This window comes from Aquimarina celericrescens (genome assembly GCF_042682765.1).
GTDB lineage: Bacteria > Bacteroidota > Bacteroidia > Flavobacteriales > Flavobacteriaceae > Aquimarina > Aquimarina celericrescens.
In genome coordinates this window covers 386728-405810 of the sequence record NZ_JBHUHY010000003.1, presented here as the reverse complement: position 1 = coordinate 405810, position 19083 = coordinate 386728, and the positions used below count along the sequence as shown (strand labels likewise).

4 protein-coding genes are annotated in these 19083 nt (G+C 38.8%); all 4 read left to right on the top strand.

Annotated elements, in window-relative coordinates; translation table 11 throughout:
- Positions 1 to 255 precede the first annotated feature (255 nt).
- The 4 genes from ACFSJT_RS05605 (at position 256) to ACFSJT_RS05590 (ending at position 19027) form a co-directional block, all read left to right on the top strand.
- On the top strand, positions 256 to 2208 hold the full coding sequence (locus ACFSJT_RS05605) for a T9SS type A sorting domain-containing protein (protein WP_378319237.1): 1953 nt from the start codon (positions 256 to 258) through the stop codon (positions 2206 to 2208).
- Positions 2209 to 2758: 550 nt separating this feature from the next.
- Entirely contained in the window at positions 2759 to 4858 is a 2100-nt protein-coding gene (locus ACFSJT_RS05600; RefSeq protein ID WP_378319236.1) for a T9SS type B sorting domain-containing protein, read from the top strand.
- Positions 4859 to 4862: 4 nt separating this feature from the next.
- Positions 4863 to 8162: a PorP/SprF family type IX secretion system membrane protein gene (locus tag ACFSJT_RS05595; protein WP_378319235.1), complete on the top strand. Its 3300-nt coding sequence runs from the start codon at positions 4863 to 4865 to the stop codon at positions 8160 to 8162.
- Between the two features lie 59 nt (positions 8163 to 8221).
- Positions 8222 to 19027 (top strand): T9SS type B sorting domain-containing protein, encoded by a 10806-nt coding sequence (locus tag ACFSJT_RS05590; RefSeq protein WP_378319234.1) that lies wholly within the window; start codon positions 8222 to 8224, stop codon positions 19025 to 19027.
- The last annotated feature ends 56 nt before the right edge of the window (positions 19028 to 19083 follow it).

Genomic DNA, 19083 nt, shown 5'->3' with positions numbered 1-19083 from the left:
TTTGAAAAGTAGTAGCGATGAATTGAGCTATGATTTACGGTATTCCCACAAATATAGTCGATAAAAAACGTTTTTTATCGACTATATTATTTGTACCGGGTTCGAAATAAGAGTGTTAGAAAACTGTTTTATTTCTTAAATAATTGATTATCAAATTTTTGAAACCACGTTAAATAACAAAAAATTAACTGAGCCCAATCCTTTATGAAATTTTTATCAATTATTTTGTAGGAATAATCTTAAAACCTTTTAATCATGAAAAAATTCATTTTACTTTTTTCGATTTCAATTAGCTGTTTTGCCCAGCAATTGGTGGAACCGCCAACTATTATTCAAAATCCAATGAATTTAGAACAACAGTTTGGTTCTAGAATAGCAATAGAGGGTAATTACTCCGTCATTGGCTCGAACTATGAAACAATTGAGGTCTATGTATATGAGAAATCTAATACTAATACATGGTTTCAGAAGCAAATATTGACAATATCTGGTATAACAGTTGGTGACGGTTTTGGAAATTCTGTTGCCATATCTGGCAATACTATCATTATTGGAGCAGAAAATAAACCAAATTCTTCTAATGGTACTGGTGCAGTTTATATTTTTGAAAAAAATGTAAATAATATTTGGGAAGAGAAACAGGTGCTTTTTAGAAATAACCCCACTCCTTTTTCTAATACAAATTTCGGAAATCATGTGGCGATCAATGGCAACTTCATTATTGTAGGCGGATCGTATGGCATAGTAAGTATCTATACTAAAAACCCCACTGGATCTTGGGAATTTCTTCAGGATATAATACCATCTGACGGTATCATAGATACCGGTTTTGGCAAAGGTTCTAATCCCATTGCCATTAACAATAACTACATAGCTATAGGCAATTTTAAGAAAAACAATGAGGGTGTCGTATATACCTATAGTAAAAATGGAAACACATGGCAGTCAGACACAGTAATATCAATTCCTAATACATCATTTCGGGGATTTGGATATGCAGTAGCACTAAACGAAAGTGAACTTCTAATTAGCGCTCCTTTTGATGGCGGAAAAATAGCTTTCTTCGGTAGAAATAACACAAATACTAATTGGGAAGAAAAAGGAATATTTACTTCTAACACGCCCAGTGACACCTATTTTGGGGATAATGTTGCTCTAAGTGATTCATATGCGTTGGTTGGAGGCTTTGATAGCACAGGGGGCTTTTTTGTCGCTCATTTAATGGCTAAAAACGATCTTGGAAATTGGGAATATATCGAAAGAAAAAGTCCTTCAGACAACTTTGCGACTGTAGAGGCCGAATCTGGATTAGCAGTTAGTGAGAATAGTGCTTTTATTGGTGCAGGTACCTGGAATGAAGTATATATTTATGAAATCGACCCAGGAAGTCCTACTTGTACCGATATATCTATCCCTGACGCTGTTTTTGAACAATGGCTCGTAGATCAACAAATGGATAGTGATAATTTAGTAAACGGTATTATAAGCAGTTGCGATGCAGAAAAAGTAACTACGATAACGATTAATCCCTTGCAAGGCATAACTAACCTAACAGGAATTGAAGGTTTTATAAATCTTGAGACTTTATACATACCAGAAAATGATTTGGTTATCTTGGATCTATCACAAAACACAAAACTTATCTCAGTAAATGTGTTTTTTAATTTTTTAGAGCAAATTAGCGTTAATAATGCAAGGTTAGTTTCTTTAAATGTTTCGGATAATTTCTTTACAAGTTTGGACATATCTGGAATTAATAATTTGCAAAGTTTAGAAGCTAGATTTAATACCAATTTAACATGCATACAAGTTAGAGATTTGGCTGAAGCATCAGCGAAAAGCTCTGGTAGACGACCCGTCTGGAGAGTAGATGACACATCGATCTTTAGCCTTGCTTGCCCAAGCCCTGTACTAAGGTCACCACTAAGTAAAAGCGAAAAAACAGAGATTAGGAATATGAATGTAATCGAGAACAATATTCTTATATTTCCAACCCAAATAACCAATAATAAATTAACGATTTTGACTAATGGAGAGGCTAATTATAATGTCCAGATTTTTGATATTTATGGCAATGCCATCCAAGAGTATAAGCAAGTATTGTCTCAGAGAAAAGATTTAGATATTTCGAACTTGTCCTCAGGACTTTACATTGCGAAAGTGTCATATGGAAAAGATGAATATACTGCTAAATTTGTAAAACAATAATAAAAAAAAGTAAATTAGCCACTTGTTTTTATATAACAAGTGGTTTTTTATTCATTTAAAAAACATAAGAACAACCTCATTTTTTAAGAGAGTATTTCCAGTTTTTTAAAGGATATTTTGTGTATATTCTTACACTTTATCGAATAAATTTGCCATTTTTAGGTCTTTTGTTACCAGCTATTAATGCATAAATATCCATAATTTCGATAATTCTTATCGATTTGAATATCTTTTTTAGACAGAATCAAGGGGGAGATTTTAGTCTCTTAGGATAGGGGAATAAACTTTTTTACACCCTTACAAACCATTGATTAACAAAATTTTATGTATATTAAGATGCTTTTATGAACTAAAATTGAACCGGTGTAAAGACGTTAATAAACTAAAAGTCAGAAAATTATTACAAAAAAATAGTAAATTTTAGTTTGATATAAACATTTAATTTATAATTTTATGACTTGGTAAAAAATATATTAACAATATTATTAACAAGCGTCCCAAATCGCTGAGTTAGTATAAGCATATCCACCATTAATTTAAGTGTGATATCATGAGAAAAAAACTTAACCTAATATCGTCAATTGTCTGCTTGACCATTTTCCTCTTTTCTTCCATAAAGGCGAACGGTCAGTTTACTATACAAGGTCCAGAATTTTATCCATGTAATACACCCACTACTTGTAATAGTGATAATTCAAACAAGAACGCCTGTGTAAATCAAAATTCACCTAATCGAGCAGCGATCGTACGAGATATTACAAGGACTTTTCCGATTGACACAGAATTTATTTTAGAATTGTCTGATGCTGATGGTACTTTTTCGGATACTCCCTTAATACTTACGAGGTTTACGACACCTGTGGCGATTTCTCAAAATAGTGATATAGATTTTAATACTCCATTTCCAATTCCTACTAATCTTTCCAGTGATAATTATAGTATGCGTGTGCGTGCTATTATTCCGGGAGAAGACGATATTTTTAGTGGAGAAAGTACAGAAATGAGTATTGCTTATTTTGACTCTTCAAATCCCATAACGGTGAATGGAGTTAGTGCTATTGGATTGTGCTCAGGGGAAACAGTAACATTAACAGCCACCCCTTCAGACTTTCCTGAGTATCAATGGGCAATCGATACGGATTTAACCGATAATTTTGTTGTTATTCCAGGAGAAACAGGACCTACGTTATCAGATGTAAATCAAACAGGGAGATATCGGGTAAGAATTCCCTTACCAACACTCTGCGATGGTTTGGTAGATGGCAATGAAGGTTTTATAACGCTTTATGATTTTGATGAAACGACAGTGCAAATTAACGAGGGTCCAAGGGTAGAATATTGCCCTAACGACATTAAAATATTAACCGCAAGCATTATTGATAACGATTTTACATATGAGTGGTTCAAAGATGATGTATTACAACCCCAATACGCTGGAGGAGTTATCAACTTGCCTCAAAGTAATTTTGGTGGCACCTATACATTAACTATTACAGGTAGTGAAACGTGCTCTATTCCTACAGCTCCCGTAGAGGTCATTAACCTGGGATCTGATATTTTGACAAGACCCCCTCCAGAAATAATGTTATTACCTACAGAACCTACGCTCATTTTGGAGATTACGACCAACGCTCCACCAGGCAGTACCGTAGAGTGGTTTAGAAATGGCATAAGTTTTCAATCAGCGCTTCCGACAGACGTACCGGAAGCTTTGTCTATTGAAGTAACCGACACAGGGGTGTATACCGCCAGCGTTTTTGCAAATGATTCTTGCCCAGAGCCTCTTGAAGCCACTACAGAGGTTTTCGAACCTGTTCGTTTTAGAACAGAAATTGCAACCCTTTTAGATTGTGACCAAGATGCAGATACTGGTACCATTGGATTGGACAACCTTTTTGGTGTTACCAGTACAGGAAAGGAAGTTCCTATAACTGTCGATCAACTATCACTTTTTGATTTTGAATGGTTTAGGGCAGGTGTGTCTACAGGTGATACAGAAACGACAATTAGTATAACACAAGACGATGCAGGCCAAGTGTATGTGCTTGATGCCACATTACGGAATGCCACTTTTGAGACTGCAAGATCAAATGAACTTATCGCAGAAATTATTGCGCAGAACTTAGAGATTACAGCATCTTCAACCAGTATTCCACCAGGAGGTACTGTATTATTAACTGCGCCACAGAGTGGAAGTTATACTTATGAATGGTTCGTTATAGTAAATGGTGAAAATCAACTCTTGGTTGATGGTGATACCATAGTTAGAGGACAAGGTACCAGTGAAATCGAAGTAAGTATACCAGGGCAATATTTTGTAATAATTTCATTTGCCGATTGTAATATAGAGTCAAACATTCTAACGATAGGAGATATCGCAGGAGAAACAGAAATTATACCAAATATAGTTACCCCAAATAACGATGGCATTAATGATAATTGGTTGCTTCCAGAATCACTGTTTAACCAGCAGGATGTAGAGGTTACAATATTTGATGCCAGAGGCCAGGTGGATTTTATAGGAGCTAGTTATCAAAATAATTGGCCAATAGAGAATTCAAGATCATCGGGCCAAAATCCGATATATTATTATATAATCACAAGAAATAATTCCGTGATAAGAAAAGGCTCAATCACGGTAATGAGATAGTTTTATGGTCAGAAAATTACTTTTATTAACGCTGTTGTTGTCTCTTAGTCAAGTTAAGGGACAAGACGAAAACACCACAAATTTTGGTGTGCTTCCGACAGATATACCTACTCATAACCTTGTAAAATATAATCGCTTTTACTTTAATCCTACTTTTTCTCTGGTTCGCGAGAATAAAAGGTCAATTAACGTATACAACAAAACGCAATGGGCAGGATTTAACGACAATCCTCAGACATATCTAATAAACTATACTGCCAATTTTGATGAAAAAACAGGTGTTGGTATTGGTCTATACCAACAAAATGAAGGGATTTATAGGTATTTTGGGGGGGTAGCGAATTTTGCTTATAACCTAGAACTAGATGATGATATGAATTTTACCTTTGGGTTAAACCTAGGATTTTCTCAAAGTGGAATAAAATCTAATATAGATGCTGCAACCAGTACGATACTAAATAACGGAGTAGAAGTAAATGATCCTGTCATTCTTAATTTCGAAAACAGCTCTGTTTTTGTATTAACTCCTGGTGTTAATTTTAATTATGCCGAATTTGATGTTGGGGTGTCTGTGGTCAACCTGGCAGCCTATAACCTCAGTGCGAGCGAATTGCTTACTGATAATATGGCGTTTACAGGCCATCTTATGTATACTACGAGCCTAGAAAGACGATCAGACAAAACAATTAGAGGTATGGTTTATGCCAATATGCTTCCGGATTTAGGCCCGGAAGATGTTGATTCTGGCTCAAACTTAAGATATGGAGGTAACGTCATTGTTGAGTTACCGGCATTAGGTTGGGCCCAAGCAGGATATAATAGCTTCTATGGCGCATCTGTCGGAATTGGTGGTAATATAACCGAAAATGTTTCAGTAGGATACACTTATGAGATGGGAATGGGTGACACCAGCGAGTTTGGAGCTACACACGAGGTTGGATTAGCTTACAATTTTGCTACGGAAAAACCTAGAGGAAGAAGAAATACCACCAAATCAAGTACTCAAAAAGCATATGAAGAACGAGATTCTGAAATTAGAAGGCTGAAAAAAGAAATACTTGAACAAAACAAAATCATAAGAGATCTTCAAGATGAAAATGGAGAAGTTCAGAGCCAGGAACAAAGAGCAATGAGCGAATTGGAGAAATCTATTGCAGAAGCTAAAGCAAAAGAAGCCAGAGCAGCAAGCGAATTAGAGTTACAGCGAGAAGAAGAAGTAAAACTACTTAATAAAGAAGCAGAAGAGCTGGCAGCTCAGAAAGATCTTGAGCGTCAAGTCGCAGAACAAAAAGCCGAGGAAGAAAGATTAGCCGCCCAAAGAGAATTAGAACGTGAAGTAGTAGAGCAAAGAACTGAAGAAGAAAGACTTGCGGCTCAGAAACTACTAGAACGCGAAGTAACCGAGGAAGAATCTGAGGAATCTCAGATTGCTGCTGAAGAAGCTGCCAGAGAAGCCGAAGCAGCAAAACAACAGGAAGAGGAAGAAAGGTTAGCGGCTCAAAAAGAATTGGAGCGCCAGGTAGCAGAGCAAAAAGCTGAAGAAGAAAGATTGGCTGCTCAGAAGCAGTTAGAGCGCGAAGTAGCCCAGCAGAAAGCTGAAGAAGATAGAATTGCTACAGAAGCAGAAGCTGCACGTTTAGCGGAAGAACAACGCCAAATAGGAGAGCTGATTGCGGCCACCAAAGAGGTTGTCGCAAATGGAGATTTAGAAGCTCTTAGAAATCAGTCTGAAATAGTACGTGCAAGTACGATTCTTCCTGAAGCAGATACTCAAGGATTGTTAGCAGAGCTTACTACAGCGATTCAAGCCAAAGAGGCTGAGGCTGCACGCTTGGCCGAGGAGCAAAGATTAGCTGCTGAAGCAGAAGCTGCACGTCTGGCAGAGGAAGAAAGGTTGCGTCAGGAGGCAGAGGCCGCACGATTGGCCGAGGAGCAACGCCAGATACAAGAATTAATTACAACAACCAGACAAATAATAGCTACCGGAACGGTTAATGAGCTTAGAAGTCAGGCTGAAGTGGTAAGATCAAGTGAGATTCTTCCACAGGCAGATCAGCAAAGTTTATTATCAGAAATCGAGGTTGCCATAAGTGCTAAAGAAGCTGAAGCTGCCGAAGCTGCACGCTTGGCCGAGGAGCAACGCCAGATACAAGAATTAATTACAGCAACCAGACAAATAATAGCTACCGGAACGGTTAACGAGCTTAGAAGTCAGGCTGAAGTGGTAAGATCAAGTGAGATTCTTCCACAGGCAGATCAGCAAAGTTTGTTATCAGAAATCGAGGTTGCCATAAGTGCTAAAGAAGCTGAAGCTGCCGAAGCTGCACGCTTGGCCGAGGAGCAAAGATTAGCTGCCGAAGCAGAAGCTGCACGTCTGGCAGAAGAAGAAAGAAAACGTCAAGAAGCAGCCGCAGCAGTAGTGCCTGAACAAAATGAAGAAGGATTAGAAGAGATTAAGAAAGAACTGGATAATAATACCAGAGTATCAAGTAAAATATTTGCACGCAGGGATTCATTATTGACCACTACCCTTAATGTTGATAAGAGAGGGTTTAATCAGCTTTTAGAATCTCTTGTTAATATGGGTGATGATGCTAGTGAAGCGAAAAATTCTGATCCCACAAGTTCTAAACGACTTACAGCAAGCAATAGATTTGTAAAATTTGCCGATGCAACGAGGCCAGAAGCTCAATTCGCTACCAAATATATACCCGGTTATCCAGAGGGATATTATCTCATAGGTAATGTATTTAAAGGTGGTGAGTACGCTAATAAATTTACCAGTACCCTAAAAGATTTAGGATTTAATGACTCTCAAATCATAATAAATCCAGAGAATCAGTTTCAGTATGTAGCCATAGAGAGTTATACCGATAAGGATGAGGCTGCAAGAAAGTACTTAAGCAATATCGACAACCGATATTTTGGAGATATGTGGATACTTCATATTGCTAAGAGTAGAGTAGAATCATTTAAGAGATTACTACAAGAAACTAAATTAATTACGGATACTGTAAAAGACGACACAGTATTAACGGAAAGCTTATCGTATATCGGGGGTCACAATATTGAAAACGGATATTATTTGATTACTAATATTTTCAAGAGGGAGAACTATTTCGAAAGAGGGATGGAAAGACTTAAAGAACAAGGCTTACAGCCTCAATATTTTAGAAACCCTAAGGATAATTATATATATGTTTACTTAAAGAAATTTGATAGTTTGGATGAAGCAAAACAAAGTTTATTCTCTAATGTAAACAACTCATATAGCGGTGATTTATATATCTTAAAAATAGAGTAATATAATAGCCCCGAACGATGATTAGAACGACCCAAAATAAAACACTAAATACTCAGCTTATGAAACCAATGATATACCCCAGATGCATATTGGTATTATTTGCCATGCTACTACTTGGTTTTGGTGAAGTATATTCTCAGAATATAGCGACGCCAGACCCAATAGCTGTAGTTTTTGATACAGTGCCCGGTAGTGTTCAAAGAATACGTGGTGAACTTAAAATGATAGCTAACGCTATCGTCGGACCCAATGATAGGTTAGAAAATGAGTTCGGAAATGATCAAAATTACACTCCGAACGATGATTATAATGGCCCTGAAACCAACAACCGAAAGACGTTTGGGTATATCGATATTGATGGGGATCCGTCTACTTTTAGTTCGAGTAGTGCAGATTTAACCGTTAGTGACGCTAATTGTGCCGAAGTAGTATATGCGGGATTATACTGGGCGGCATCATATTATGTGGATAGAACAAACAGTACTGGCTCTCAAAGTACTGGAAGTTATCCTAGATATCGCAATCTTCCATTCCCTGACAACCGACCTGATTTCCGAACTTTAAAATTTAAACCGGCCTGGAGCGCTTCATATATAGATATCTTACCTTCCAGAACTGAAGTATTATACGATGGGTACCGTAATACTGCAACTAATCCTAGTGATATTGCTATTCGAGATATTCCTTATGCGTGTTATGCTGATGTGACCGATATATTCAATTCAAAACCTGCTGCTGCGAGTGTTGATGGCACCTATACTATCGCTGATATGAGGGCTTCAACCGGAACGGCAGGACGAAATTCTGCGGGTATCTCTGGAGGATGGGTGTTAGTGGTGATTTACGAAGACCCTGCGTTGTCGAGTAAGTTCATTAGTACAAATAAAGGATTTTTAGAAGTTTCAGCAGACAACAGTGCTCAAAGCAATAAAACATTTACATATACTGGGTTTCAAACACTACCTCCACCATTAGATGTACGTGCACGTTATGGATTAGCGACCTTAGAGGGTGACTTCGATCTTAGAGGAGATCAACTTCTTTTAAGAAGACCTAATAATGCTGAATATGCTTTACGTACTACACCGGCTAATCCATTTAATAACTTTTTCGATAGTTCGATATCGGTTGATGGAAATTATGTAGATCGCCCAGAAAGGATTCCTGCATCCAGGAACACTCTAGGTTTTGATTCAGACATATTTGATATTCCTAATCAGACTAATGGCCAAAACTGGTTGATAGGTAACGACCAAACAGAAGTTAACTTTAGAGTAACTACTAGTAGTGATAGATTTAGAATCTTTATGAATTCTTTCCAGGTAGAAATTATAGAACCTGAGCTGCGCGTCACTAAAAGAGTAATAGATCGAGCTACCGGAAACGATATTACAGAACCGCCAAATAACTCTGTTAATTTGGGGCAAGAGCTTTTTTACGAACTGACCATACAAAATATAGGAAATGAAGATATTATCAATGCCTCTATTCGTGATGTGCTTCCAGATAATATTAACTTTACAGATTTTGCTTTAATAACAGCTGATCCAGGTGTTACTTGGAATTACGATAGTACAGCTCGAGAATTCACTATTACTTTAGACGATAATGTAGTACAGCGCTTTGACGGGCCTGTTTCTATGCGTTTTGGGGTCGAAGTGGTTGCTAATTGTGCTGAATTAAGAGACGCTTGTTCTGATCAAATTTCTAATGTTGCTTTTGCCACATATACAGGTGATGAATCAGGCATAACACGTTCAGGAGAACCAAGTGGTTTGGGTCCTGATGCCTGTAATTTTGATATAGCAGAAGCTACTCTAGTACTTGCAGATTTAGGTTCTTGTACTGGAGATTTTGATCGATTTTTATGTACTGGAGATTTACCGCTTACTGCAGGTGGTGGATTTGATACATATGAGTGGAGAGATATTACATCAGGACTTCCGGGAACGGTAATCGGAACGACACAAACGATTAATGTCACCAGTGCAGGAAGATACCAGGTGACCAAGGTGTCTTCGATTTGCGCCGATGGCGTAGAAACTTATAACGTAAGTACTTTGGGTGAAATCAATCATCCGATTGTAACCGGAATCAATAATGGAAGCATACCTAACGGTCAGGTAGAGACTTGCTCTATTACAGGCGATGCTTTTCCAGAGATCTATTTATGTGGTGCATCAGCTTCAGTATTGTTAGATTCTAATTTTGGAGATAATGTCGTGTGGGAACGATTAGATCCCGCAGCTTGTCCATCGGTAACCAGAGTAGATAGTTGTCCTACTACAAACTCTGGTTGTGATTCTAGTTGGGTGCAAGTAGGAGCAGGACAAACGTTCACACTGGATCAAGCAGGTGAATATAGATTGACCGCCATTTTTGACAACAACTGTCCCAGAACGTTTTATTTTAATGCATTTCAAAATAATTTTGATCCGCAACTTCAGATTGTTCGAGAGATTATTTGTGGTACTCCAGGTACATTAACGGTGCAGAATTCATCTAGTCAATATGAATATCAATTAGTAGTTCCGGGTGGCACCATTTTACCATCAGCAGGTAACTATCAGGCCTCCCCAACATTTACTGGGCTTACAGTACAAGGAAATTATACGGTAAATGTACGTCAAAACAATGGAGAGCCTACAGCCTGTGTATTTCAGGCAAGTCAATTTATGGAAGATCAACAATCCGACATTAGAGTTGAGAAAACAGATCCGGTATGTGCTGATGACGAAGGCGAAATACGTATCACTATCATAGATGCTGAACCCACGTATATCTATAATATTTCAAGTGCTGATGCGGGAAATTCTTTTAGTGACTCATTTGGCCCCACTACTGATGTTAATCACGAATTTACGGGCTTAAATCCTGGATTATACGATATAGAAGTATTATCCTACGACGAAGATGGTGTAGGTGCAGCAGTAGGGTGTATCGATACCGATCAGATTCGAATCGAAGAGCCAGCTGATTTTGAGGCCGCAGCAGTATTGAATAGAGATTTAGCTTGTAACCCAAGGTACCAGCCAGATCCATCGTTACCATTCTTTGATGATAACGAATTCATTGCTCTTGTAGAGATCAATATCATTACAGGAGGTTCGGGTAGCTATGGCTATAGTGCTTCTTCTGATGGTGGTACTACATTTGTACCATTAGATCTTGATCCACAAACACCACCGGTAACAAATATATTTAGACTTTATGCTGCAGGAACCTATATTATACAGGTAACCGATACAAATACTGGATGTATTGTTGATGCAGGTACAGTTATTGTCACCCCTTTTGAACAATTAGACGGTAGTGCCACACCTTCAACACTCAATTGCCCCAATGATCCCGGATCTATTACAGTAAACCTTACTGCTGGTGAAGGTCCGTTTACTTATGTATTAAATGGTACTGATACCATAGGGCCAAGTAATAACACCACAGAAATATTTAATGGCGTAGATACTACCATAACCCATGAGGTAGTGGTAACCGATAACTTTGGTTGTGATATTACATTTAGCAACATACAATTCACAGCGCCTACCCCCATAACAGCTACAGCTACTCCTACTGAGGATCTTCGCTGTGATGCAGCAGGAACGGCGGTTATTTTGGGTCAAATTACAGTTACAGGTGCAGCCAATGGTAATGGTAGTTATGAATATAGTATCGATGGGTTTACCACCTTTAATACTACAGGAGTATTTAACAACCTTACTGCGGGCACATATACCGTAGAAATTCGAGATACGAATACTGCCGCATGTCCGGTTAATCTTGGTGATATTACCATTGATCCGCTACAAGAAGTAAACGGTTTAAGCTTTACAGAAGGGCCAATTACTTGTCCTTCATTAACTTCGGCCATCACCGTAGCTGCAACAGGAACTAATGGCGCTACAAGTTTTGAATATCGTGTAGCGACCCTACCACCAGCCCAACCGGGTTACGACGTGTTTAGTTCAAATGACACGTATACATTACCACAAGGGGGTACGTACACTTTTGAAGCAAGAACCACAGTTGATGGTTGTGTATATTCAGACACATACACTGTAAGTACGATTCAAAATATAGCAGTAACCGGTAATATGGTTTCACAACCTATTTGTAATGGTGACACCAACGGATCTTTACAATTTACAGTAAGTAATATCGATCTAGCCGGAGGCGATACCTATTCATACAATATTGATGGTGGAACAGAAATCACAGGTCAATCAGCCCCATCGATTACAGAAACAGGACTTGGAGCAGGAACATATCGCATTAATGTAACAGACGAGACGACCAATTGTACGAATTTTGTTGATATAGAGATTACACAACCAGACCCTCTTGGTTTTACGTTTGCAACAAGTATTGCAGACTGTAATGCAGCTAATGGTACCATTACAGTTAATGCTACTGGAGGTAGAGGTGGATATCAGTATCGATTATTAGATGATACTGGGGTAGAGTTAGTTGCTTTCCAAAATAACAATATATTTACAGGATTAGCAGGAGGAACACCGCCAACACCGATCACGTATCGCGTAGAGGTTAGAGACTCTAATGATCCTGCAACGGCTTGTGTAACTCCTTTTCAAAATGTTGATCTTTTCCAGGCACCCCCTATTGTAATTACGGCTGTGTCAGGCGGAGACCAATGTTACACCAGTGCAGATCCGGCAACGCAATGGATTGAAATTGCAGGAGGTGTAGGGCCATTCACCTATAGCCTTGATGGAGGAGCACCACAAGCAGTAACGTTATTAGGAGCGCCGCCTAATACATTCGAAATCCCTAATTTGACTCCAAGAAACGCAGGAACCGTACCACCTAATTATAGCGTAACGGTATCCGATACTAATGGTTGTAGTTCGAATACAGTTACTTTTGAGGTACAAGAAGAGTTAATTGTTACCGCCACTCGTTTAAAAAATCTTACTTGTGATGTTGGAAACGAAGCAGCAAGAATAGATTTGGCAGTTACAGGGGGTAACGGAGTTACATCGTTAGAGGTTAGTTTTAACGCTGGAATTTTTACTTCGTACACCGGACCAATTCCTTTTACTACCTTGAATCCGGGAACATATCAATTTAGAGTAACAGATTCTGCTTCACCAACAGCCTGTACAGATCTTTCAGAAATTATAACAATAGATCCAGCACCTGCACCAGCAGTATTGGCACCTACGGTTACGAATGTGTCGTGTCCAGGTCTTACTGATGGTTCTGTGACCGTAAACGTAGATACTTCTGTAGGAACGCCACCATTTCTAATATCTTTTAATGGTTCTGCCTTTACTTCTCAAACTACCTATGGTAATTTGGCAGGTTCTCCAGCGGGAACAACATATAATTATATCGTTAGAGATGATAAAAATTGTGAAGCTAACTTTAGTGCTACAGTTTTTGCTCCAGAACCCTTTAATTTCTCAAAACAAGAATTTGATATCAGTTGTAACTCTGGAGTAGGTAATATTCCAGGACGAGTTGAATATACTGCTATATCTGGTGGTACGCCTCCTTACACATATAGTTTAAGAAATTTAGATAACACATTAGCGACAACTACTTCTACCAACCCAGATGGTCCAACTGCATCAACTGCAGTTACCTTTGATGGTCTTGAATTTGGAGATTATATTTTTAGAATCGTAGATGCTAATGGATGTATTTTTGAGGATACTGTAGATATTGCCAATCCTGCAAGTTTTACAGTAACTCCTACTGCTTCACCTACTGATTGTGTGGGCGGAGTAACAATAAGCATTAATATTTCGGGAGGTACCGGGCCATTCTTTATCAGAGAAGTTACTCCAGGAGGAACCGAACCTTTTGTTGCCGTTAATACACCACCAAGAGATCATATTTTGCTTAATCAGCCATACGACACTCCGTTTACTTTTGAGATTTTGGATCAAACTACAAATTGTACAGAAATCGGGGTAATACCTATTGTTTCAAATCCATCTGGCTTGGCTATAACCGGAACCGAAACCGATGTACAATGTTTTGGTGCAAATGATGGTACTTTTCCTTATACAGTCACAGGATATTCCGGAAACGAGTTAACCTATGCTATATATAGGACTAATGACTTAACCACAGAGATTACAGGATCTTATACTTTCAATAATCCTCCTTTCAACTCTAATGTAGAGACTGGATTAACAGGAGCACCTTCAAATGGAATTGTAGAAGATTTTGGTCCAGGAGAATATTTACTACGAGTAACAGAAACAGATGGAGGTGTCGTAGGACCTTGTAATGCTGCGATTGTATTTACAATAGATGAACCTTCAGAGCTACAATTCAATGTGGGAACACCAACTATAGCTAATTGTAATGCACCTTCCCAAGTAACTGTAAGTGGAAGTGGAGGAACACCACCATATCGATATGCGGCAGTAGTCGATGGTACAGCCCCAGTCGCTGGGGACTATGGTACCAGTAATGTCCTTACATTAGATCCGGGAGCTGGCCCTGCATTCGATCTGGATTGGGATATTTATATTTTGGATGCTAATGATTGTACTGTACCTTTGATTGATGTTACTATTACTAGAACAGCAGATCCATTGTTCGAAGTACCTTTCCCAACACTGGTAGATAATTCGTGTACCACTAATAATTCACTTACCGTTCTAGCAACAGGTTCTAGCCAACTTACGTTCGGAAGAGATGACGGGGACACCAGTACTGCTGATAGTCCGGTAACAGGATTGGGTACGCCCACAGGAAATCCTAATGAATATACATTTACATATACCTTCCCTGGACCAAGTGTAGATCAATACACACTTACAGTAACTGATGTTAATGGGTGTGATGATACACAGACTATTATCGTTTATCCAGAACTAAGAATTGACGCAAACTTTATAGCACCAGATCCAACATGTCTTGACGCAGATGGTACAATTGAAGTTACCGTAACAGGAGGTTCCGATTTTAGCGCTAACCCAGGTAACTTTACATTTACCCTTACAGGTACTGATAGTAATGGAAACCCTGTAAATAGAACTCAAGGGGGTCTGGCAACTGACAATATTTTTACATTAGTGTCTGCCGGAAACTATACCGTAGAAGTACGTGATAGTGCTATTGGACCAGCGATACCTGCACCGGGAGGATGTGCTGTAACCGATGATGTGTCCAGACCAGTACCAATTGAACCAATATTAGATCCACCTATAATCTCTGGAGTACAGTGTGTAGGTGATAGTAATGGTTCTATTTTGGTGAATATACAACCAGGTACCGATACTGATGGACCATTTACATATGAATTGTGGCAAGGTCCAACGGGTACAGGTACATTGCTTTTCTCACAACCTGGTGATCCTTTGTTTGATAATCTTGCAGATATTTCTGCAGTAGCACCACCAAACAACGTGTATGGTATTAGAGTCGTATCAGATTCAGGTTGTGAAGATGCAATCGAAAACATTACTGTACCAAGTCCACCAGCTTTCACAGCATCACGAATACCGAGCAATTATAGTTGTGATCCTTCGAATAATGACGTATTTCCTGATATCACGGTAGATATCGTAGGAGGGACATCACCATATACGATTACATACACAGGTCCTGTGCCACTTGCCGGTACAAATTTACCGGTAGTAGATGCTTCAGGCACACCAACCAATCAGTTTATTATTGACGCTGATCAGCCGGGCACCTATGTAATAAGCGTGTTTGATAACAATGGTTGTAGGTTTGATTTACCCGATGTTATTATCGATCCTTTCCCGATCATGACGAATCCAACTATAGTAGAGGATACTGCGATCACATGTCCAACAGGTACAGAAATTATTACTGTATCGATTACAGGAGGTACAGACGGAGGTAGCTTCTTATTTGAAGAAGTAAACGGTGCCGTTGCTTCACAAATAGTGACTTACGAAAATGGAAATACGGCTGGCAGCACTATAACGAGTTTTGATTTTAATCTTCCTGGGGTAGGTAATTACACCTTTAGGATAACAGATCAAACCACTACGTGTTCAATAGCTACTCCTTCTTATAATGTGGCGCCATTCGATCTGATCGAGGCAGACGCCAGGGTAACTCAAAACGTTGCTTGTTTTGGTGATACCACAGGAGAGATTACCGTAGATATTACGAACTATACCTATACTGATGGTACTACGGGTATTGGTGGTTATGACTATACAGTTACTAACACCAGTACTTCTACGGTATTTACAACAGGATCAGACACAGGTTCACCATTAGTCATTCCTAATGTACCAGCGGGTACATACGTTATTAATATTGTTGAAACCGATATAAATTCTACGTTGTGTGATGATGATTCACAAGAGGTACGAATTCTTCAACCGGCTACACCAGTAACTATAGATAGCTTAACCGAAAGACGTAGTGAAACCTGTAATCCTGGTGATGATGCAGAGATTGAAGTGGTTGCTATCGGAGGAACACCACCATATCAATATCAGCTCGAAAGCGAAGATAGTGGAGGTATTATTACAGTATTAGTTCCATTCCAAACGACGACGACAGTTTTCAGCGGTTTGGATGCCAATAATGGTACTACAAGTGCACTTTACAGAGTACGTGTGTTAGATGCCAATAGCTGTCCTGTAGATCAAACGATTGTGATTAATCCACCTACACCGATAAGTGTTGCGGCACCTAGTCCGATATTATTACAGTGTGCAGATAGTAGAGATGGTAGTATCACAGCGACAGTGACAGGAGGACAAGGTCCTGGATTATATCAATTCAGAATTACATTACCAGACGGCACGCAATCAGGACCAGTAACAAGTGATCCTGCAACACCAACCGTGTATACATGGAATGATCTTGGACCTGGAAATTACATCATTACGGTTTCAGATAATCTAAATTGTGAAGACACTGCGAATGTAACTATCAACGCTCCAACACCAGTGCTGGTCAATGTTGATCCTTCGGGAGAAAGTTGCTTTACTGCAAATCCAAATCGAATTGAAGTTACAGGAAGTGGAGGAACACCAGGATATACATATTTCTATGTTAATACGAGTGGAGTAGAGATATTTGAACCTACAGGTATTTTTACAAATCTTCCACAAGGTGATTATCAGTTCTTTGCTAGGGATGCTAATGGTTGTGATTCACCAGCATCTAATAATATTCAAGTTCGAGATGTCATGCCATTAACTGTTGTGTTAGATGAAGGTAATTTTAACATAGTATGTTTTAGCGAGGCTACCGCATCTGTAGATGCTATAGTAACCGGAGGCTTAGGTGGCTATACCTATCGTGTAGAGGGAACAGATTATCTAGGAATCTTAGTAAATCTACCTGGGCCGTTAAATACAAATACACAAGACGTGAGTTTCTTTGATGGTCTTTCGGAGGGTAACTACGAATATATTGTTACTAGTGGAGATTGTAATGAAGTAAGAACACCATTTACTATTGTACAACCACCAGAGTTTTTGGCTGAAGCTTTTGAAGAGCCGATCTCTTGTAGTGGCGAAACAGATGGTAGAATTAGAGTGACGGCTACTGGTGGAACAGCACCATACTTCTATTCGCTGTATGACGGTAACGATGATCAGGTATTTTTATTTATTGAAGATGACGTAGATGGCACGCCAGGAGAGCATATTTTTGAGAATCTTGCTGCAGATAGCTATCGAGTTGAGGTTGAAGATTCATTTGGATGTCCTGTGACAATTCAACCTATAGAAATTTTAGAGCCTGATCCAATTGATGTTCTTGAGCCAATCAATACGACACCAGAAGAGTGTGCAGGAGATATGAACGGTACAGCAACTATTGCAATTATTGGAGGATTACCACCAGTTGATCCGGCAGATCCAGCATATTTCTGGAGTCGCGATGGTATATCGTATTTGCCAGTAACAAATCCTACGAATCTGTTTATAGATAACTTAGCAGGAGGAACTACTACAATCTTTATAAGAGATTCTCGTAACAATCCTGATTGTGAGTTACCTTATAATATAGAAATTGAACCAGGGCCTTTATTAGACGCTGAATTGGTAGCAAGTCTTGAGTGTCCGGTATACGATTATAGTGATCCGATGAACCCGGTGCTGACCCAGGATGAACGTTATTTTATAGATTTCAATATAGTTCCCGAATCAGAAACTCTGGATATCATTTATACATTAAATGGTATTAACGGAACACCAAATCCACCTAACAACTCAAATCTTACTGGACGCTTTGAAGTGTCACCAGGAGAATATGAAGGGGTGATGGAGTCTGCTTTATGTATTAGAACTGTAGATACCATTCAAGTAGAAGAGTATACACCATTAGATATACCTGTTTTACTGATGACCAATAATCCCCAGGATCCTAACGAATATGAGATTATAGTAACTGGTGGTACTAGATTAGATAGAGAGCCATTCTATATTTTTGAGGTCGGAAGATTAGAAGATGGACAAAGTATTACTGATGTTGTATACGATATTAATGTAGATGGCAACATATTTGTAATTCGTGAAACTGCAACCTATGTCGTTAGAGTAACAGATGCTAATGGATGTCAGGCAATAACTGTTCAGGAGCTAACCTATATTAATATTCGTATTCCGAATTACTTTACACCTAATGATCCTAATTCAACTCCAGAGGAAAGATTCTGGTATCCCAGACAGATCACACCCAATATTGATGATCCTTTCTTCTTTGAAGATATGGAAGTAAAGATATTCGACAGATACGGTAGAATGTTAGGAGAGTTTAGAGGAGATCAACAAGGATGGAGTGGTGTATATCAAGGAAAAGAGTTGCCATCTGGAGATTACTGGTTTACTATTATTCTAAATGATGTAGATAGTAGAGAGTTTACCGGCCACTTTACTTTATATAGATAATATATAAAGCATTAAAGAGTTATAAAACAATATGGATAAAGCCAAATGACAGAGAA

Bases quoted from the DNA above. Each gene is read 5' to 3' on its own strand.
- ACFSJT_RS05600 (WP_378319236.1), top strand. From the start codon at position 2,759: ATGAGAAAAAAACTTAACCTAATATCGTCAATTGTCTGCTTGACCATT.
- ACFSJT_RS05605 (WP_378319237.1), top strand. From the start codon at position 256: ATGAAAAAATTCATTTTACTTTTTTCGATTTCAATTAGCTGTTTTGCC.
- ACFSJT_RS05595 (WP_378319235.1), top strand. From the start codon at position 4,863: ATGGTCAGAAAATTACTTTTATTAACGCTGTTGTTGTCTCTTAGTCAA.
- ACFSJT_RS05590 (WP_378319234.1), top strand. From the start codon at position 8,222: ATGAAACCAATGATATACCCCAGATGCATATTGGTATTATTTGCCATG.